Annotated in this window: 15 protein-coding genes; 10 read left to right on the forward strand and 5 right to left on the reverse strand. The window is 71.7% G+C overall.

Features of this window, described 5'->3' with window-relative positions:
* The first annotated feature begins 53 nt into the window (after positions 1-53).
* The 9 genes from ABEA43_RS18235 (at position 54) to ABEA43_RS18275 (ending at position 10022) form a co-directional block, all read left to right on the forward strand.
* Positions 54-1022 carry an ArsR/SmtB family transcription factor gene (locus tag ABEA43_RS18235; RefSeq protein WP_345563199.1) on the forward strand — a complete coding sequence of 323 codons (969 nt, stop codon included), beginning with the start codon at positions 54-56 and terminating at the stop codon, positions 1020-1022.
* 82 nt (positions 1023-1104) lie between these two features.
* Complete coding sequence (locus ABEA43_RS18240; protein WP_345563201.1) at positions 1105-2070, forward strand: sugar-binding transcriptional regulator; 966 nt, start codon at positions 1105-1107, stop codon at positions 2068-2070.
* 146 nt (positions 2071-2216) lie between these two features.
* Positions 2217-3308 carry an ABC transporter substrate-binding protein gene (locus ABEA43_RS18245; RefSeq protein WP_345563202.1) on the forward strand — a complete coding sequence of 364 codons (1092 nt, stop codon included), beginning with the start codon at positions 2217-2219 and terminating at the stop codon, positions 3306-3308.
* Between the two features lie 10 nt (positions 3309-3318).
* Positions 3319-4119, forward strand: coding sequence for an ATP-binding cassette domain-containing protein (locus ABEA43_RS18250; protein ID WP_345563204.1), 801 nt, complete (start codon positions 3319-3321; stop codon positions 4117-4119).
* The gene (locus tag ABEA43_RS18255) at positions 4116-5363 is read left to right on the forward strand and encodes a sugar ABC transporter permease (protein ID WP_345563205.1); all 1248 of its coding nucleotides are present in this window, start codon (positions 4116-4118) and stop codon (positions 5361-5363) included. Before ABEA43_RS18250 ends, ABEA43_RS18255 begins: the two co-directional genes overlap by 4 nt.
* The gene (locus ABEA43_RS18260; protein WP_345563207.1) at positions 5360-6850 is read left to right on the forward strand and encodes an FGGY family carbohydrate kinase; all 1491 of its coding nucleotides are present in this window, start codon (positions 5360-5362) and stop codon (positions 6848-6850) included. The genes ABEA43_RS18255 and ABEA43_RS18260 overlap by 4 nt, the downstream gene beginning before the upstream one ends.
* The gene (locus ABEA43_RS18265) at positions 6847-8292 is read left to right on the forward strand and encodes an FGGY-family carbohydrate kinase (protein WP_345563208.1); all 1446 of its coding nucleotides are present in this window, start codon (positions 6847-6849) and stop codon (positions 8290-8292) included. Before ABEA43_RS18260 ends, ABEA43_RS18265 begins: the two co-directional genes overlap by 4 nt.
* Positions 8293-8382: 90 nt before the next feature.
* A complete protein-coding gene (locus tag ABEA43_RS18270) occupies positions 8383-9006 on the forward strand; it encodes a histidine phosphatase family protein (RefSeq protein WP_345563209.1) in 624 nt (207 codons plus the stop codon).
* On the forward strand, positions 9003-10022 hold the full coding sequence (locus ABEA43_RS18275; RefSeq protein ID WP_345563211.1) for a 2-hydroxyacid dehydrogenase: 1020 nt from the start codon (positions 9003-9005) through the stop codon (positions 10020-10022). The genes ABEA43_RS18270 and ABEA43_RS18275 overlap by 4 nt, the downstream gene beginning before the upstream one ends.
* Here the strand turns inward: ABEA43_RS18275 and ABEA43_RS18280 are convergent.
* The 5 genes from ABEA43_RS18280 to ABEA43_RS18300 form a co-directional block, all read right to left on the reverse strand.
* Positions 10012-10872: a carbohydrate ABC transporter permease gene (locus tag ABEA43_RS18280; RefSeq protein ID WP_345563213.1), complete on the reverse strand. Its 861-nt coding sequence runs from the start codon at positions 10870-10872 to the stop codon at positions 10012-10014. The two genes, ABEA43_RS18275 and ABEA43_RS18280, sit on opposite strands and share 11 nt — an antisense overlap.
* Positions 10869-11750, reverse strand: a complete 882-nt coding sequence (locus ABEA43_RS18285; RefSeq protein WP_345563215.1) for a carbohydrate ABC transporter permease — start codon at positions 11748-11750, stop codon at positions 10869-10871. The genes ABEA43_RS18280 and ABEA43_RS18285 overlap by 4 nt, the downstream gene beginning before the upstream one ends.
* A 72-nt stretch (positions 11751-11822) precedes the next feature.
* Positions 11823-13121: an ABC transporter substrate-binding protein gene (locus ABEA43_RS18290; RefSeq protein WP_345563216.1), complete on the reverse strand. Its 1299-nt coding sequence runs from the start codon at positions 13119-13121 to the stop codon at positions 11823-11825.
* Between the two features lie 120 nt (positions 13122-13241).
* Positions 13242-14012, reverse strand: coding sequence for an AMP-binding protein (locus ABEA43_RS18295; protein WP_345563217.1), 771 nt, complete (start codon positions 14010-14012; stop codon positions 13242-13244).
* 522 nt (positions 14013-14534) lie between these two features.
* Entirely contained in the window at positions 14535-16889 is a 2355-nt protein-coding gene (locus ABEA43_RS18300; protein WP_345563219.1) for an ATP-binding protein, read from the reverse strand.
* Between the two features lie 84 nt (positions 16890-16973).
* Between ABEA43_RS18300 and ABEA43_RS18305 the strand changes: the two genes are divergently transcribed.
* Positions 16974-18318: ATP-binding cassette domain-containing protein (locus ABEA43_RS18305; RefSeq protein ID WP_345563220.1), on the forward strand; the 1345-nt coding region annotated here is incomplete at its 3' end.

Consider the following 18318-nt stretch of genomic DNA (forward strand, 5'->3'; position numbering starts at 1 on the left):
TCCGGCCCATCCCACAAAGAGGCGACTTTTTCGGATATAACCGAAAGGTGCCCGTGACGATCGAGGTCACCCCCCAGGACCTGGTGGCCAGCAGATTCGCGATCTCGCCGATGATCGAGACCATGCACGCCCACTGGGTGCTGGCCGGCCGCTTCGACGCGGGCGTGCACGGCCGGTGGGTCGCGCGCCGGCGGAGCACGTACCAGGACCTGGAGCGGCGGCACCCCATCCTGCGGGCCGCCACCGTGATCAGCGGCAACAGAGGCGACGCGAACGTCGACTTCATCGCACCGCCGCCCGAGGCGGTGGACGTGCCGTTCGAGACGGAGCTGGCCGCCCTGCGGGCCAGGCCGCCCGCGCAGGCCCACGCGGAGATCGCCAGGGTGCTGGCGCGCCGCCCGGCGACGGGCCAGGTCAGAGAGCTGCTGCTGGGCCCCGGGGTGGTGGAGCTGCTGGCGCAGGCGTACCAGGCGCTCTGGAGCGAGGTCCTCGCGCCCGAGTGGCCGCGGTTCCGGGCGATCCTGCAGCGGGACGTGGCGCAGCGGGCGGGCCGGCTGGCCGCCTACGGCTGGGCGGCGGCGCTGGAGGATCTCAGTACCAGCGTCCGCTGGCGACCGCCGGGCCGGATCGAGGTCGAGCTGTCCTTCCCCGGGCGGCTGCACCGGCTCGGCGGCAAGGGGCTGCTCTTCCTGCCGTCGGTGTTCATGACCAGCATCGGCGCCTGCCTGAGCGCGGCCTGGCCGTACGCGCTGATCTATCCCGCCAGAGGCGCGGCCATCGCCCCGAGCGCGACCAGCCGCGACCTGCCGGCGCTGATCGGCCGCAGCCGCGCGCGCATCCTCGCCGAGCTGGCCGAGCCCGCCACCACCACGCAGCTCGCCGCCCTGCTCGGGCAGAGCGTGGGCACGACCGGCGGCCACCTCGCCGCGCTGCGCGGCACGGGCCTGATCGCGGGCACCCGCACGGGCCGCAGCGTCCTGTACGCCCGCACGGCGCTCGGCGACGCCCTCATCAACGGCTAGCCTTTTCCGCAGAGCACAAAGGTATAGTCGTTGCGCATCGATTCAGAAAAGATGTTCACGGATCGCATCCAGGAGCGCGCGCATGAATGCCGCCGACGTCGCACCCGAGGCGCAGGCCAGGTTCCCCCATGAGCTGATGTACGCGGCGGCCCAGCAGTACTACATGGAGGACGCCACGCAGGGCGACATCGCCAAGCGGCTGGGCGTCAGCAGGGCGACCGTGAGCAGGCTGCTCACCGAGGCCCGCAGGCAGGGCATCGTCGAGATCAAGGTGCACAGGCCGGCCACGCTGGAGGACGGCCCGCTGGCCGCCGAGGTGGCCCAGGCCCTCGACCTGCGGCGCGTCTACCTGGTGCCGAGAGTCAGCGGCCACGCGCTGGGCCCGTGGCTGGCCCCCGGCGTGACCCGCGCGCTGGCGCAGGTCGGGCTGGAGTCCGGCGACGTCGTCCTGGTCTCGTCGGGCACCACCGTCTACGAGTGCGCCCGCGAAGGTCTCGGGCAGTATCCGGGGGTCACGATCGCGCCCGCCGTGGGCGGCCAGGAGGAGCCCCAGCCCTGGTTCCAGACCAACGAGACCACCCGCATCCTGGCCGAACGCGCCGGCGGCGTCCCCGCCTACCTCTACGCGCCCGCGCTGCCCGGCCCCGAGCTGTTCTACTCGCTCCAGCACGAGCCCTCCGTGCGCCGGGTCATGGACCTGTGGGCGCACGCCAAGTGCGCCGTCGTCGGCGTCGGCTCGGCGCCGCTGATGCGGCAGATGGTGCCGGCCTTCATGCCGCGCGACGCCGACAGCCTGCGCAGGGCCGTGGGCGACGTGTGCATGCGCGTCTACGACCGCGACGGCGCCCCGATCACCTATCCGGGCAGCGAACGCCTGGTGGCCCCCAAGCTGGAGGAGCTGCGCCGCATCCCGCACACGATCGCGGTCGCGGTCGGCGCGGAGAAGGTGCTCTCGATCGTCGCCGGCGCCAGGGGCGGCTATTTCAACCAGCTCGTCACGGATGCCCCGACGGCAGAGGGCCTGGTGGCGGCCGCCCATCAGCTCTGAACACATGTGCTGGACAAATGTTCTGAGCGCGCGCTAACGTGAGCCGCACCACAGGATGTGCCCTCCTGTGAGGGCATGTCCCTGTCTCGGGGGCAGCGAGCGTTATGAATCCGTCCGCGAGGACGTAGCGAGTGAGGAATGAACCCGTGAACAGAGCTCAGATGCGGACCTCCGCGTTCGCCGCAGCGGCAGTGCTCGCAGGAGCGGCCCTGACCGCGTGCGGCTCGGGCGCCGGCTCCGGCTCCACCGGCGGGAGCACCGGCGCCGGCGGCGCCGAGAACGCCAAGGTCGCCTTCCTCATGCCCGACCTCGCCTCGACCCGTTACGAGCTGGCCGACAAGCCACTGTTCGAGGCCAAGATGAAGCAGCTCTGCCCGAGCTGCGAGGTCATCTACCAGAACGCCGACTCCGACGCCGCCAAGCAGCAGCAGCAGGCGAACTCCGCGCTCGCCCAGGGCGTCAAGGCGATCGTGATCGACCCGGTCGACTCCGCCGCCGCGGCCACCATCGTCAAGACGGCGCAGTCGCAGCAGGTCCCGGTCATCGCCTACGACCGCCCGATCCCGGCCACGCCCGCCGACTACTACATCTCGTTCGACAACGAGAAGATCGGCTCGCTGATCGCGCAGTCCCTGGTCGACCACCTGAAGAAGGAGAACGCCGAGGGCGGGATCCTCCAGGTCAACGGCTCGCCCACGGACGCGGCGGCCGGGCTGATCAAGAAGGGCATCCACAGCGCGGTCGACCCGAGCGGCTTCAAGCTGCTGGCCGAGTACGACACCCCCGACTGGCAGCCGGAGAAGGCGCAGACCTGGGTCAGCGGCCAGATCACCCAGTTCAAGGACCAGATCGTGGGCGTGGTCGCGGCCAACGACGGCACCGGCGGCGGCTCGATCGCCGCGTTCAAGGCCGCCGGCGTGAAGGTGCCGCCGATCACCGGCAACGACGCCGAGCCGGCCGCCGCGCAGCGCATCATCGCGGGCGACCAGTACAACACGATCTCCAAGCCGATCAAGATCGTGGCCGAGGCGTCGGCGAACGTGGCGTGGGAATTCATCCAGGGCAAGAAGCCCGCGGGCAAGACCACCCTCTACAACACGCCGTCCGAGCTGTTCGTCCCGGAGGTCGTGACCCGGGAGAACATCAAGCAGGTGCTGTTCGACAGCGGCATCATGAAGGCCGCCGACGTGTGCACCGGCGAGTACGCCAAGGGCTGCGAAGAGCTCGGCATCAAGTAGGAGAGCGCCGATGACCGTCCTGTCCCTGCGCGGGATCAACAAGACCTTCGGTGCGGTGGCCGCGCTCACCGACATCGAGCTCGACGTCGCCCCCGGCCAGGTCGTCGCCGTCGTGGGCGACAACGGCGCGGGCAAGTCGACGCTGGTCAAGATCCTCTCGGGCGTCCACCCGCCCGACTCGGGCACGATCACGTTCGAGGGGCGCTCGGTCGAGATCCCCACCCCGGCCGCCGCCCACAAGCTCGGCATCGCCACCGTCTTCCAGGACCTGGCGCTCTGCGAGAACCTCAACGTGATCCAGAACCTGTTCCTCGGCCAGGAGATCCGCCCGCTGCGCCTGAACGACGTGGCCATGGAGACCCGCTCGTGGGAGCTGCTCCGCCAGCTCTCCGCGAAGATCCCGAGCGTACGGGTGCCCGTCGCGGCCCTGTCCGGCGGCCAGCGGCAGACGGTGGCCATCGCCAGGTCGCTGCTCGGCGACCCGAAGGTCATCATCCTCGACGAGCCGACCGCCGCGCTGGGCGTGGCGCAGACCGCCGAGGTGCTCAACCTGGTCGAGCGGCTGCGCGAGAACGGCCTGGGCGTCATCATGATCAGCCACAACATGGCGGACGTGAAGGCCGTGGCCGACACCGTGGCCGTGCTGCGGCTCGGCCGCAACAACGGAGTCTTCGACGTGAACGAGGTCTCCGCCGAGGACATCATCGCCGCCATCACCGGCGCCACCGACAACGTGGTGTCCAGGCGGGCCGCCCGCGAGCCGGCCGCACGTGGTGAGGCCGCGGAAACAGCCCAGGGAGGGCAGCTGTGAGCGCACTGAAGGAGGGCGCCGCCGCCACCGACCGCCAGGACGAGCGGCTGCGGGACCGTGAGGGGCTGCGCGGCGCGCTCGCCGACGTGGTCGAGCGGGCCAGGGGCGGCGACCTGGGCGTCATCCCGGTCGTGGTCGGGCTCGTGGTCATCTGGACGGTCCTGCAGATCCTCAACCCGATCTTCCTGTCCAGCGCGAACCTGGTGAACCTGACGCTCGAGTCCGCCGCCGTCGGCATCATCGCGCTCGGCATCGTGTGCGTGCTGCTGGTGGGCCAGATCGACCTGTCGGTCGGCTCGGTCAGCGGGCTGTCCGGCGCGGTGCTCGCGGTGCTGTTCGTGAGCGAGGGGCTGCCGGTCTGGCTGGCGATCCTGGCCTCGGTGGTCATGGGCGCGGTCATCGGCTGGGTCTACGGGCAGCTGTTCAACAGGTTCGGGGTGCCGAGCTTCGTGATCACGCTGGCCGGGCTGCTGGCCTTCCTCGGGCTCCAGCTCTACGTGCTGGGCACCAAGGGGTCGATCAACCTGCCGTTCGACTCGGGGCTGGTGAACTTCGCGCAGCTCGACTTCGTACCGGCCTGGTTGTCGTACACGTTCGCGGTGGTCGCGGCCGTGTGGCTGTTCGCCAGCGGGTTCCTGCACGCGCAGCAGCGGCGCGCGGCCGGGCTGTCGGCCAAGAGCGTGTCCACGCTGGCGCTCAGGAGCGTGGCGCTGCTCGTGGTGCTGGCCTTCGTGGTCTGGTACCTGGGCCAGACGCGCGGTGTGGGCTGGATGTTCGTCTTCTTCGTCGCGCTGGTGCTGATCATGCACTACCTGCTGTCGCGGACGAAGTGGGGCAGGGCCGTCTACGCGGTCGGCGGCAACGTGGAGGCCGCGCGCCGGGCGGGCATCAACGTCAAGGCGATCTACACCTCCGTGTTCGTGCTCTGCTCGACGTTCGCGGCGGTCGGCGGCATCCTGGCCGCGGCCAGGCTCGCGGCGGCCAACCAGAGCAGCGGCTCGGGCGACGTCAACCTCAACGCCATCGCGGCGGCCGTGATCGGCGGCACGAGCCTGTTCGGCGGGCGCGGCACCGCGTTCGGCGCGCTGCTCGGCATCATCGTCATCCAGTCCATCTCCAGCGGCCTGACCCTGCTCAACCTGGACTCCTCGATCAGGTTCGTGGTCACCGGCGCCGTGCTGCTGCTCGCCGTGATCGTCGACTCCGTGTCGCGCCGGTCGAGGACCTCTCACGGCAGGGCATGATGGCGATCATCTGCGTGGACGCGGGGACCACGGTCATCAAGGCGGTCGGATACGACTCCGCCGGCGCGGAGGCGGTCGTCGCCCGCAGGGAGACCGTGGTGTCCAGGCCCGCGCCCGGCCACACCGAGCAGGACATGGACGCGGTCTGGGCCGCGGTCGCGGCCACCGTGCGCGAGGTTGCGGCGGAGCTCGGTGAGGTCGCGTTCGTGGCCCTCACGGCCCAGGGCGACGGCTGCTGGCTGGTCGGCCCTGACGGCGCCCCGACCGGGCCCGCGATCCTCTGGAACGACGCCAGGGCCGCCGCCTCCGTAGCCGCCTGGACCGGGTCCGGCCTGGCCGAGGCGGCCTTCCGGCTGAACGGCTCCTCCGCCGCGTCCGGGCTCCCGCACGCGATCCTGACCTGGCTGCGCGCGAACGACCCTGAACGGCTCGACCGGTCGAGCGCCATGCTCACCTGCGGCGGCTGGATCTTCGCGAAGATGACCGGCGAGCTCGTGGCCGACGAGTCCGACGCCTCCGCGCCCTTCATGAACCTGCGCGAGCGGGCCTACGCGCCCGAGCTGCTCACCATGTTCGGCGTGGAGTGGGCCGAGCGGCTGCTGCCCCCGATCCAGTCCTGCCCCGTCGCCGAGCTGACCTCCGGCGCCGCCGGGGCGCTCGGGCTGCCCGCCGGGATCCCGGTCGTGCTGGCCCCCTACGACATCGCCGCCACGGCGCTCGGCTCGGGCGCGGTGCGGACCGGACAGGCGTGCGCCATCCTCGGCACCACGCTCTGCACCGAGGTGCTCGTCGAGTCCCCCGGTCTGGACGGCGACCCGACCGGCATCACGATCGCGCTGCCCGGGGGCTACCTGCGGGCCTTCCCCACGTTCGCGGGCACGGAGGTCGTGCAGTGGACCTGCCGGCTGCTGGGACTGTCCGGCCCCGCCGAGCTGGGCGAGCTGGCCGTGCGCAGCTCGCCGGGCGCGGGCGGGCTGACGTTCCTGCCGTACCTGTCGCCCGCCGGTGAGCGTGCGCCCTTCTCCGACCCGCTGGCCAGGGGGTCGATGATGGGGCTGTCGTTCGAGCACAGCCGCGAGGACGTGGCGCGGGCGGCGCTCGAAGGGCTCACCATGGTCATCAAGGACTGCCTGGCGGCCACCGGGGCGGAGCCGACGGAGCTCCGGGTGTGCGGCGGCGGCTCGGCCAGCGCCACCTGGCTCGGCCTGATCGCCGACATCACCGGGCTGCCCGTGCGCCGCTCGGCCGACGCCGAGGTGGGGGCGCGGGGTGCGTACCTGGTGGGGCTGGCCGCCACGGGTGCGGCGCCGTCCGTGGCCGCCGCCGCCTCCGAGCACGTACGGCTGCGCGACGCGGTCGAGCCCGATCCCGTACGCGGGAGCCGCTACGCGGAGCTGTTCGACGACTTCCTGACCCTGCGCGGGACCAGCGCGGGAGCCTGGCCGCTGCTGGCCGGGATGCGCGAGCGGAGCTGGGACCGTACATGAGCGTGTGGATCGGCGTCGACCTCGGGACGCAGAGCGTCCGGGCCATGGCCGTCAACGAGAGCGGTGACGTGCTCGGCTCGGCGAGCCGAGCGCTGACCAGCCACCGCGACGGGCCCCGCCACGAGCAGGACCCCGAGCAGTGGTGGCGCGCGCTGGCCGAGGCGACCCGCGAGGCCCTGCGGGACGTGCCATCCGCGCAGGTCGCGGGCCTGGCCGTGGACGCGACATCTGGAACGGTCCTCCTCACCGGCCCCTCGGGCCGTGCGCTGACGCCCGCCCTCATGTACGACGACCGGCGCGCGGACGCGGAACGGGTCAACGAAGCGGGCGCGGCGGTGTGGGAGCGGCTCGGCTACCGGCGCATGCAGCCCAACTGGGCGCTGCCGAAGCTGCTGTGGCTGCTGCGCGACGCCCCTGCGGACGCCCGGCTGGCCCACCAGAGCGACTTCGTCAACCGCCGCCTGGTGGGACATGAGGTGGCCACCGATCTCAGCAACGCGCTCAAGACCGGCGTGGACCTGATCGAGGAGCGCTGGCCGCTGGAGGTGTTCGACGAGCTGGGCGTGCCCGCCGGGATGCTTCCCGAGGTCGTGCGGCCGGGCACCCGCCTGGGCGTGGTGTGCGCGGCGGCGGCCGGGGAGACCGGCATCCCCGAGGGCACGCCGGTGATCGCCGGGACCACGGACGGCTGCGCGGCCCAGCTCGGCGCGGGCGCCCTGCGGCCGGGGAGCTGGAACTCGGTGCTGGGCACGACGCTGGTGCTGAAGGGCGTGACGAAGGAGCTGATCCACGACCCGCTCGGGGTGGTGTACTCGCACCGCGCGCCGGACGGCTCGTGGCTGCCCGGCGGCGCGTCCAGCACGGGCGCGGGAGTGCTGTCACGCGACCTGCCGGGCCGCGACCTCGACGCCCTGAGCGCCGAGGCCGCGGCCCGTTACAGCGCTTTCGGCGGCCGTCCTGAAGGGCCGCCCGCCGTCACCTACCCGCTGGTGTCGCGGGGCGAGCGCTTCCCGTTCGCGGCCCCCGGGGCCGAGGGCTTCACGCTCGGCGACCCGGCCGACGACGTCGAGCGCTACGCGGCGATCCTGCTCGGCGCGGCCTTCGTCGAACGCCTCTGCTTCGACTACCTCCACCTGCTCGGCGCCCCCGTGGACGGCGAGATCATCCTGACCGGCGGCGCGACGAAGAGCGCCTACTGGACCCAGCTCAGGGCCGACGTCCTGGGCCGTCCCGTGACGCTGCGCGAGAACGCCGAGCCCGCCCTGGGCATGGCCGTGCTGGCGGGCGGCGATCCGGGCCGGCTGATCAGGACCCTGGCCGTGGTCGAGCCGTCCGGTGTCGATCTGCGCGAGCCGTACCTGCGCTTCGTCGCCGAGCTGGAAGGCCGCGGCTGGCTCGACCCGGCCCCCGCCGCGCACGCCCGCGAAAGAGCCGCCCGATGACCGGACCCCGAGAGAGGACCGGGCTCGCACGCACCCGGGAGAGGACCGCCCGATGACCGGACCCGCACGCGCCCGGGAGAGGACCGCCCCATGACCGACCTCGTGCTCGTCCGCCACGGCGAGACCGTCTGGCACGCCGAGAACCGCTACGCGGGGCTCAGCGACATCGACCTGACCCCGCGCGGCCTCGAACAGGCCGACCGGCTCGCCGGCTGGGCGGCGGGGGCGGGCCTGACGGGCGTCTGGGCCTCCACGCTGAGCCGCGCCAGGATCACCGCCGAGGCCAGCGCCGGCAAGGCGGGCCTGACCGTACGCGTCGACGCCCGGCTGTGTGAGCTGGACTTCGGCGAGGGCGACGGCCTGACCTCGGCGGAGATGCAGGCCCGCTTCCCGGAGGCACGCGCCGCCTTCGAGTCCGACCCCGCCGGACACCCGCTGCCCGGCGGCGAGGACCCGCACCAGGCCGCCACCCGGTTCGTCGCGGCCCTCCAGGACATCGCCGCCGCCCACCAGGGCGGCCGCGTGCTGGTGGTCGCGCACACGACCGCGATCAGGCTGGCCCTGTGCCGGCTGATCGGCGTGCCGCTCGGCGAGTACCGGCGGCTGTTCCCGCGCCTCGACAACTGCGCGCTGACGGAGCTGCGGCTGCCGGAGCCGGGTGCGGGGCGGGCCGCGTTGCTGCAGTACAACTCCCCGATTGGAGCCGTTCGTTGACCACCCGAGTCCTCGCCGCTGGCGACCACTTCGTCCAGAACCGCCTGCTCATCGACGCGCTCAGGCGCGAGGTCCCCGGAGAGGTGGACATCCGCGAGCTGACGCTGCCCTGGCCGGTGGAGCCGTTCGGCCGGGTGGGCGAGGTGGACGAGGCCTCCGACGTGGAGGACGCGCTGATCGAGGCCCTGCGCGGCGTCGAGGTCTGCGTGACCCAGATGGCCCCGTTGACCCAGCGGGTCCTGGACGCCTCCCCCGATCTGCGGCTGTTCTGCGTGAGCAGGGGCGGGCCCGTGAACGCGAACCTGGAGGCCGCCACGCGGGCCGGGGTGGCGGTGACGTTCGCGCCCGGCCGCAACGCGGTGGCCACCGCCGAGCACACCCTGGCCATGCTGCTCGCCGCCACCCGCAGGATCCCCCAGACGCACGCCGACCTGGCCGGAGGCGTGTGGCGGGGCGACTACTACAAGTACGACAACGTCGGCCCCGAGCTGGACGGCAACACGGTCGGCCTGGTCGGCTACGGCGCCATCGGCCGCCGCGTGGCCCGCATGCTCGAAGGCTTCGGCGCGGAGGTGCTCGTCCACGACCCGTACGTGGACGTCCCCGGCCGGGTGGAGCTGCCCGAGCTGCTGAGCCGCGCCCACTTCGTCTCCCTGCACGCCCGTGCCACCCCCGAGACCACCGGCATGATCGGCACGGCCGAGATCGCCGCCATGCCCCGCGGCTCGGTGCTGGTCAACTGCGCCCGCGGCGCGCTGCTCGACTACGACGCCGTGTGCGACGCGCTCGACTCCGGCCACCTGTTCGGCGCCGCGATGGACGTCTTCCCCGAGGAGCCCATCCCGGCGGACTCGCGCCTGCTGCGCACCCCCAACCTGGTGATGACCCCGCACCTGGCCGGGGCCAGCAAGCAGACGGCGATGAAGGCGGCCTCGATCGTGGCCGCCGACGTGGCCCGCTACGTGCGTGGCGAGCCACTCGCCCACTGCGCCAACCCCGCGCTGGCTAGCCCTTGAGCGCGCCGGCCATGAGCCCGCGCATGAAGAACCGGCCGAGCAGGACGTAGATCACCATCGTCGGGATGGACGCGAGGATCGCCGCGGCCATCTGCTGGCTGTAGGGGGTGGCCTGCGCACCCGCGATGTTGTTCAGCATCACGGTCGTGGGCCAGCTCGTCGGCCCGGTCAGGAAGACGGCGAACAGGAAGTCGTTCCACAGCGAGGTGAACTGCCAGATGACGACCACCGCGATCGCGGGCCCCGACACCGGCAGCACCACCGACCAGTACGCCCGCAGCATCCCGGCCCCGTCCACCCTGGACGCCTCGATCAGCTCGTCGGGGATCGTGACGTAGTAGTTGCGGAAGATCAGCGTGCAGATCGGAATGCCGTACACCACGTGGGCCAGCACCAGCCCGGGGATGCCGCCGTAGAAGACGCCGTCCAGCCCGGTCGTCTCGTTCAGCCACACGAGGAGCTGCACGAGCGGGATCATCACCCCCTGGTACGGGATGAACATGCCGAACAGGAACAGCGTGAACAGCACGTCCGCGCCGGGGAAGCGCCACTTGGACAGCACATAGCCGTTCATGGACCCCAGCGCGCACGACAGCAGCGAGCCCGGCACGGCCAGCAGCACGCTGTTCCACAGCCCGGGGGCCAGCTTCTCCCAGGCCACCCGCCACGCCTCGCCCGTCCACGTCTGCGGCAGATTCCAGGCCTGGCCCGGGTCGGCCTCGGTGAGCGGCTTGAAGCTGGTGACCAGCAAGACGTAGATCGGGATGAGGAAGACGACCACGAAGAAGATCAGCAGGCCGAACCTCGCCCAGGTGAAGACCGCCGCCTTGCGCCCGGCCACCGCCGTCATGATCGCCTCTCCTTACGCACCGACCAGATCAGGTACGGGATCACGAAGACCGCCACGCTGAGCACGATGTACGAGGCGATCGTGGCCCCCTTGGCCGGGTCGTTGGAGTCGAACACCGCCACCCACATGAACACCGCGGGCACGTCGGTGATGATCTGCTTGCCGGACACCGCGACGATCAGGTCGAACACCTTGAGCGAGATGTGCCCCAAAATGATCAGCGCGGACAGGGTCACCGGCCTGAGCAGCGGCAGCACCACATACCGGTAGACGCCCCACTCGTTGCAGCCGTCCACCCTGGCCGCCTCGCGCAGGTCCTCGGGCACGCCGCGGAACCCCGCCAAGAACAAAGCCATGACATATCCGGACATCTGCCAGACGGCCGGGAGGGCCATCGCGGCCATCCCCCAATCCGGATCCCTGAACCACTGCCACTGCGGCAGCCCGATCCAGTCGAAGAGCCGGTTGAGCCCGACCGCCCGCTCCCCCGTCCCCGAGTTCATCAGCCACCGCCACACGATCCCGGTCGCGACGAACGAGATGGCCATCGGGAACAGGTAGATCGCCCGGAACGTCCCCTCGCCCCTGATCCCCTTCTCCATGAGGAAGGCCAGCAGCCAGCCGAGCACCAGCGCGCCCACCACGAAGGTGATCGTGAACACGATCGCGTGGTTGACCGAGATGTGCCAGCGGGGCTGGTCCCAGATGTCGATGAAGTTCCGCAGCCCCACGAACTCACCCTCGGACACCTGATCGTGCTTGTCCGTCATGGCCAGCCGGAAGTTCCAGCCGAGCATGCCGTACACGAAGACGCCGATCAGGATGATCGACGGCGCCACGAGAAGGAGTCCGGGCAGCCACGTGCGCGCCCGCCTCACGATTGATCTCCTCCCATAGGCAGGGCAGGCCGTTGCGACCTGCCCCGCACCACGAGCTCGGTTGACTGCCGGCTATTGGGCGTTGGACTTGGCCGCGTCGGCCAGACCCTGCTGCAGGGCCTTGACGTCCTTGCTGCCGATGAACAGCCCGACCGCCTCGGTGATCGAGGCCAGCCACGGCTGGTTCACCGACACGCCGTGCTGGATCGACCCGGCCAGCTTGTTGCTGGACCAGTCCTTGAGCGCGTCGGCCAGGTAGTCGGTGTAGAGCGACTGGTCGGCGTCCTTGCGGGCGGGAATGGAGCCCTTCTTCGGGTTGAAGGCGTCCTGGCCCTCCTTGCTCGCCGCCACCTTCAGCCACGCCATGGCGCCGTCACGGTTCTTCGCCCCCTTGGGGAGGGTGAAGCTGTCGGACAGCCACAGGTAGGTGCCCTCGGTCCCAGGGGACGGCGCCCAGTCGAAGTCCGTCTTCGACGTCTTGCCCAGGCCGCCTTCCGGCGGGTTGTGGAAGTAGCCGTACGCCCAGTCGCCCATGATGTTGAACGCGGCGTCACCGTCGGCGACCTGCTTGGCCGCCGGCTGCCAGTCGTCCTGAGGGTCGCCCGCGTACGTCATGATCTTGGCGAAGCTCTGCAGCGCCGTGGTCACCTGCGGGCTGCTCCAGTCGCCGCCCGGCTTGAACAGCGCGTTGTAGGCGTCGGTGCCCAGCGAGCCGAGCAGGACGCTCTCCATCAGGTGGGTGACCGTCCACTCGGAGCCGATGGACAGCGGGATCTTGCCCTTGGCCTTGACCTTCTCCAGCGCCGCGATGAACTCCTCGATCGTCTTCGGCGCGGCCGCCACGCCCGCTTCCTTCAGCACGCCGGGGTTGAACCACAGGACGTTCGACCGGTGGATGTTGACCGGCACCGAGTAGATCTTGCTGTCGACGCTGATCTGCTCGACGAGCTGCGCGGGGAAGACGTCCTTGAGCTTCAGCTCGTCGTACAGCGGGGTCAGGTCCTCCAGGTTGCCCGCCTTGATGTAGCCCTGCAGCTCGGCGCCCGCGTGGCCCTGGAAGGTGTCCGGCGGGGTGCTGGCCTGCAGCTTCGACTGCAGCAGCGCCTTGGCCTTGTCACCGGAGCCGCCCGCCACCGCCGCGTCGAAGAAGGTGTAGTTCGGGTTCTTCTCCTCGAAGATCTTGCGCATCGCCTGCAGGCCGTCGGCCTCACCCGGCCCCGTCCACCAGGAGAAGACCTCAACCTGCTGCTTGCCGCCGCCACTGGACGCCGGCGCCTGGGACGCCTGCCCGCCGCTGCCGCCACCGCCGCAGGCCGCCAGGCCCAGCACGCTGACCATCGTGATCGAGACGGTCGCTAACCACCGTCGCATCGCACACCATCCCTTCGAATCCCCCCGAAGCAGGTGATTTTGACAACGTTGTCAACAACGGCTATCAACCCACTTTCCGCGGCGGTGCGTCAAGGGAGTGCGGGTAACAGCTCCGCATATTCACCGAATGCGCTCCAGCGTCCCGCCTGGTCCCGTCACCACGGTGACGCTGAAGTCGTAGCTGGTGCCGGGCAGGTCGGCGCCGCCGGAGGCGACCACCAGCGCCCCTTTCGACACGCTCAGCCCGACCAGGGCCAGCAGGTCACAGCCGCCGTCGGGCAGCCAGGTGGCCAGCACCACGTCGGACTCGGCCAGGCGTACGGGGAGATCCAGCTCCGCCATCCTGCCCAGCAGGCCGGCGTGCGACATGCGGCCGCCGGCCAGCACGAGGGCGTCCTGCCGCTTGGCGTCGAGCGCGGGCAGCGCGGTGGGCTCCAGCGTGAGCAGGCTGCGGAAGTCGATGGTGTCGAGCGCCGCGCCCAGCGAGATGACCTGGCGCACCCTCGACTCCTCGGCCGCCTGGATCGCCGTCTCCGCCAGGTCGGGCGTGGTGATCAGGGTGCGCGCCTCGCATGCGCGCAGCCACGTGGCCATCTCCTCCGGCTTGAGCGCCGGATCGATCGGCGCCGCCACCCCGCCCGCGGCCAGCACGGTGTGCGTGGCCAGCGTCTGCGCGCCGGCCGTCGAGACGTGCACGCCCACCACCTGGTCGCGTCTGGCGCCCCTGCGCACCAGGCCGGAGGCCGCCCTGGTCACCTCGGTCACCAGCCGCCGGTAGCCGTAGACGTGACCGCCGCGCAGGTCGACGAGCGCCGGGCGGTCGCCGCGCTCATAGGCCCGGCGGAACACGTCGTGGATCACGGTGCCGGTGGTCGAGGCGGTGGGCTTCATGCCCGACAACGTACGGCCGCCGGGCGGGCCGCAACATCCACCGATGTATGTAGCCCGATGTGCATTAATGCGGCTCGCCCGCGGTCTGTGTGGGCGGGCCCGAGCCCTGCGCGACTCGAGCCCGCTGTCACGTGCCCAGAGCCGGGCCCCCACCCCTCCGAGGAGGCCCAGCCCCTTGCGGACACGCGACGTCATCACGCGAGGGGGACACACCCCCCGCGACTCCCCTGATGCGCGGAAGGGGCGCTTGATCCGCCCGGAAAGCAGGCTTCCGCGTACGACCCAAACGGTAGGCGTGCACCCGGCACCGGCACATGCGCTGACATGGCCATTCGAAGGTGTAAGCGGACCGCCCCCGCCATGTGTAGGGCATCATGCAGCCTCAGCGACCCTGAGTCATCCACACCGCGATCTGTGTACGGCAACGCGGGCTCAGCGGCCCTCGATCACCCACCCCGCGGTCTGCGTACGGCGACGTCAGCGGCCCTCGATCACCCACGCCGCGATCTGCGTACGGCGACGTCAGCGGCCCTCGATCACCCAGGCCGCGATCTGCGTACGCGTGGAGAACCCCAGCTTGGCCAGGATGTTGGCCACATGCCGGGCGGCGGTGGCCGGGCTGATGACCAGCTCCCCCGCGATCGCCCGGTTGCTGAGCCCCCGCGCGATCAGATCGGCGATCTCCCGTTCCCTCGCCGTGAGCCGGCTCTCCTGCCCGGCGGGCACGACCGGCGAGACCGGCGGCTCCGGCAGCGCGCCGTCGAGCGCGCACGCCACCGCCTGGTCGGCGGTCATGTTCGTGCCCTCGGCCCACAGCACGTCCACCATGGCCGCGCCCAGCCCGGCCCGCGCGGGCTCCAGGAGGACCTCGGTGCGCGCGTCCGGCTGCCGGCCGCGCAGCGCGATCGAGGCGGCGACCAGCAGGACCGCCCGCCGCTGGTCGCCCTCCGCCGCGACCAGGCAGGCCCAGGCGTCCAGCCGCCTGGCGATGCCGGTGCGCAGCCCCGCGTCCCGGCTGAGCACCAGGGCCTCAGTGAGCCTGGCCCTGGCCTCCACCAGGTCGCCCTGGTCCAGCGCGACCCTGCCGAGCCCGGCCAGGCAGCTCACGATCTGCTGCCTGGCGTCCACGTGCCGCAGCAGGCGCAGCCCGGACTCGTAGTGCCGCTTCGCCGTCGCGGCGTCCCCGGAGCGCCTGGCCACCTGGGCCAGGCCGATGTGACTGAAGGACTGGCCGACGTGGTTGTCGAGCTCCCTGCTGATCGACAGAACCTCCTCGAACGCCCGCTGCGCCTCGTGCAGGCGGCCCCGGTGCAGGCCGTAGCTCGCCTTGGCGCCCTGGGCCAGCGACTCCAGGATGCGGTCGCCCGACCGCCTGGCCGTCTCCAGCGCGCGGGCCAGGGCGGCCTGCTCGCCGGTGAGGTTGGCCAGCAGGATCGTGCCGATGGCCTCGCCGTAGCCGTCCTTGGCGCCCACGCACAGGCCCAGCCCGGTACGGGCGCACCGCCTGGCCAGCTCCAGGTCGCCCGCCTCCGCCGCCAGCTCGCCGCGCAGGATCGTGGCCTGCCCGCGCAGCCCGGGGCGTACCTGCGGGGCGTCGAGCGCCAGCAGCCGGTCGAGCCGCTCGGCCATGTCCAGCTTCCGCCCGCTGCCGATCAACAGGAAACGCGTGTCGGTCAGCAGGCCGAGCGCGGTCTCCGGCACCCCGATGGCGATCGACCAGTCGCAGGCCGCGCCGACCTCGGCCTTCAGCGCGTCGAACAGGTTGACGTAGCGCTCGACCACCGGCCACGACGCGCGCGTGCCCGGCGCCAGCGACTCCTTGAACCTGGTGGCCATCCTGGCCAGCGCCGTCAGGTGTTTGCGCCGCAGCTCGGTCTCCTCGCCGGACTCCGCGAGCTGTTCGAGCGCGTATTCGCGAACGGTCTCCAGCAGCCGGTAGCGCGCCTGGCCGGCGATCTCCCCGTCGAGGGTGACCAGCGACTTGTCCACCAGGTCGCAGAGCCGCAGCAGCACCTCCTCCTCCGGCAGCCCGGGCCCCGAGCACACCGACTCGGCCAGGTCCAGCGTCCAGGAGGAGCGGAAGGCGGCCGCGCGGCGCAGCAGCAGGCGCTCCTGCTGGGTGAGCAGCCGGTAGCTCCAGTCGACCGCGGCCCTGAGCGTACGGTGCCGGGCCGGAGCCGTACGGGCCCCGCCCGCCAGCAGCCTGAACCGGTCGTCGAGCCGCTCCACGAGCTGCCCGACGGACAGGACCCGGACCAGGGCGGCGGCCAGCTCGATCGCCAGCGGCAGCCCGTCGAGCGCCTGACACAGCTCGACCACCAGCGGCGCCGTCTCCCCGGTCAGCTCGAATCCGGGCCTGGCGGCGGCGGCCCTGGTCACGAACAGCCGCACGGCCTCGCTCTCCACCCCGTCCACCCCGAGCGGCGGCACCCGCCACACGCTCTCGCCGGGTACGCGCAGCGGCTCGCGGCTGGTGGCCAGGATGGTGAGCCCCGGGCAGGCGCTGAGCAGGTCGCGGCACAGCTCGGCGCACTCGCCGATCACGGGCTCGCAGTTGTCGAGCACGAGCAGCGCGCGCCGGCCGCCGATCGTCTCGGCCAGATCGCCCGCGATGCCGAGTGCGGCGGCGACGTGCTCCCTGAGCTCGCCCTTCTCCACGTCGGCCAGCTCGATCAGCCACACGCCGCCCGGATGGCCGGCGGCGAGCCCGGCCGCGAGGCGCACGGCCAGCCGGGTCTTGCCGATGCCGCCGGCCCCGCAGAGGGTCACGGCGCGGGAGACGCGCAGCAGGTGGACGAGCTCATCCACATCGGATTCGCGGCCGACGAACGTGTTCGGCTCGGCCGGCAGGTTGCTGAAGTCGGCAGATCGCAACATCACTGTGAGTGTGTCATCAACTACGCCGCGCGCCCAGACCTTAATCGATGGAGAACTGTCGGTGCCCGCGGGCACACTCAAGACATGGCCGATGAGCCCCTCGAGCTCGGCGAGATCTCCTTCTCCGACTGGCATGCCCACACGGACAAGCTGGCCGAGGTCGGCTTCCTGACGATCGCCAGGCGGCTGCCCTCTCTCGTGCGGCAGGCGATGCGGATGGCCTGGCGCGCGAGCCCCCGCGACACGGCGGCCACGGTCACGCTCAACCTGCTCGGCGGCGTGTTCACCGCGTTCGGGCTGCTCGCGACCACCGGCGTGCTGACCGCGCTGTTCAGTGAGGGCCCGACCCCCGACCGCGTGATGGCGGCCCTGCCCAGCCTGGCCCTGGTCGGCGCGGCGGCGGCGCTGCGCACCGCGGTGCAGGCGGGCGCGGGCTGGGCCCAGGCCCGCCTCGACCCCCAGGTCAGCCGGCTCACGGAAGAGCGCCTCTACGGCCTGACCAGCCGCGTCGACCTGGTCTCCTACGACGACCCGGAGTTCCACGACGCCTTACAGCGGGCCAGGCTGCGCGGTGTGGCCATGGCCGACTCGGTGGTCACCGCCGCCATCGACGTGCTCACGGCCACCGTCGGCCTGGCCGCCGTGGCGGGCGTGCTCGGCGTCCTGCACCCGGTGCTGGTCCCGCTCCTGCTGCTGGCGGTGGTCCCCGACGCCTGGGCGATGGTCCGCAGCGCGCGCATGCGCTACACCACCCTCTACGCCCTCATCCCCGCGAACCGCCGCAAATGGATCATCGCCGAGCTGCTGGCCAATCGCGAGTCGGCGGCGGAGGTCCGCTCGTTCACGATGCGCGGCTTCCTGCTGCGCATGTACGACGCGGTCGCCAAGGCCGAGCAGGACGTCATGCTCTCGCTCGCCAAGCGGCAGACCTTCGCCAGGCTGGTCGGCGAGGCGCTCGGCGGGCTCGGCGCCGCCCTGGTCTACGTCGCCCTCGGCATCCTCCTGGCGGCGGCCGCGATCCCGCTGGCCGTGGCGGGCACCGCGGTCCTGGCGATCAGATCGGGCCAGTCGTCGCTGGCCAACTTGATGTACGCCACCAACCGCCTCTACGAAGAGGGCCTCTACTTCACCGACTTCCTGGAGTTCTGCGCCGACGCCGAACGCCGCCTGACCCGCCCGCGACCCGCCGGGATGCCGGCCGGCTTCGAGCGCATCACCGCCCGGTCCATCTCCTTCACCTACCCCGGCGCCGAGGAGCCCGCGCTGCGCGACGTGTCCGTCGAGATCAAACACGGCGAGGTCATCGCGTTCGTCGGCGAGAACGGCTCCGGCAAGACCACCCTCGCCAAAATCCTGTCCGGCCTGTACGAACCCGACACCGGCACCGTCCACTGGGACGACACCGACCTGACCACCGTCAGCCCCGAAG

Source organism: Nonomuraea rosea, assembly GCF_039539705.1.
Taxonomy (GTDB): Bacteria; Actinomycetota; Actinomycetes; order Streptosporangiales; family Streptosporangiaceae; genus Nonomuraea; species Nonomuraea rosea.

What these genes read in the sequence shown, in the direction of transcription:
- ABEA43_RS18270 (WP_345563209.1), top strand. Translation starts at nt 8,383, where the DNA reads ATGACCGACCTCGTGCTCGTCCGCCACGGCGAGACCGTCTGGCACGCC.
- ABEA43_RS18300 (WP_345563219.1), bottom strand. Translation starts at nt 16,889, where the DNA reads ATGTTGCGATCTGCCGACTTCAGCAACCTGCCGGCCGAGCCGAACACG.
- ABEA43_RS18295 (WP_345563217.1), bottom strand. Translation starts at nt 14,012, where the DNA reads ATGAAGCCCACCGCCTCGACCACCGGCACCGTGATCCACGACGTGTTC.
- ABEA43_RS18240 (WP_345563201.1), top strand. Translation starts at nt 1,105, where the DNA reads ATGAATGCCGCCGACGTCGCACCCGAGGCGCAGGCCAGGTTCCCCCAT.
- ABEA43_RS18290 (WP_345563216.1), bottom strand. Translation starts at nt 13,121, where the DNA reads ATGCGACGGTGGTTAGCGACCGTCTCGATCACGATGGTCAGCGTGCTG.
- ABEA43_RS18280 (WP_345563213.1), bottom strand. Translation starts at nt 10,872, where the DNA reads ATGACGGCGGTGGCCGGGCGCAAGGCGGCGGTCTTCACCTGGGCGAGG.
- ABEA43_RS18260 (WP_345563207.1), top strand. Translation starts at nt 5,360, where the DNA reads ATGATGGCGATCATCTGCGTGGACGCGGGGACCACGGTCATCAAGGCG.
- ABEA43_RS18265 (WP_345563208.1), top strand. Translation starts at nt 6,847, where the DNA reads ATGAGCGTGTGGATCGGCGTCGACCTCGGGACGCAGAGCGTCCGGGCC.
- ABEA43_RS18250 (WP_345563204.1), top strand. Translation starts at nt 3,319, where the DNA reads ATGACCGTCCTGTCCCTGCGCGGGATCAACAAGACCTTCGGTGCGGTG.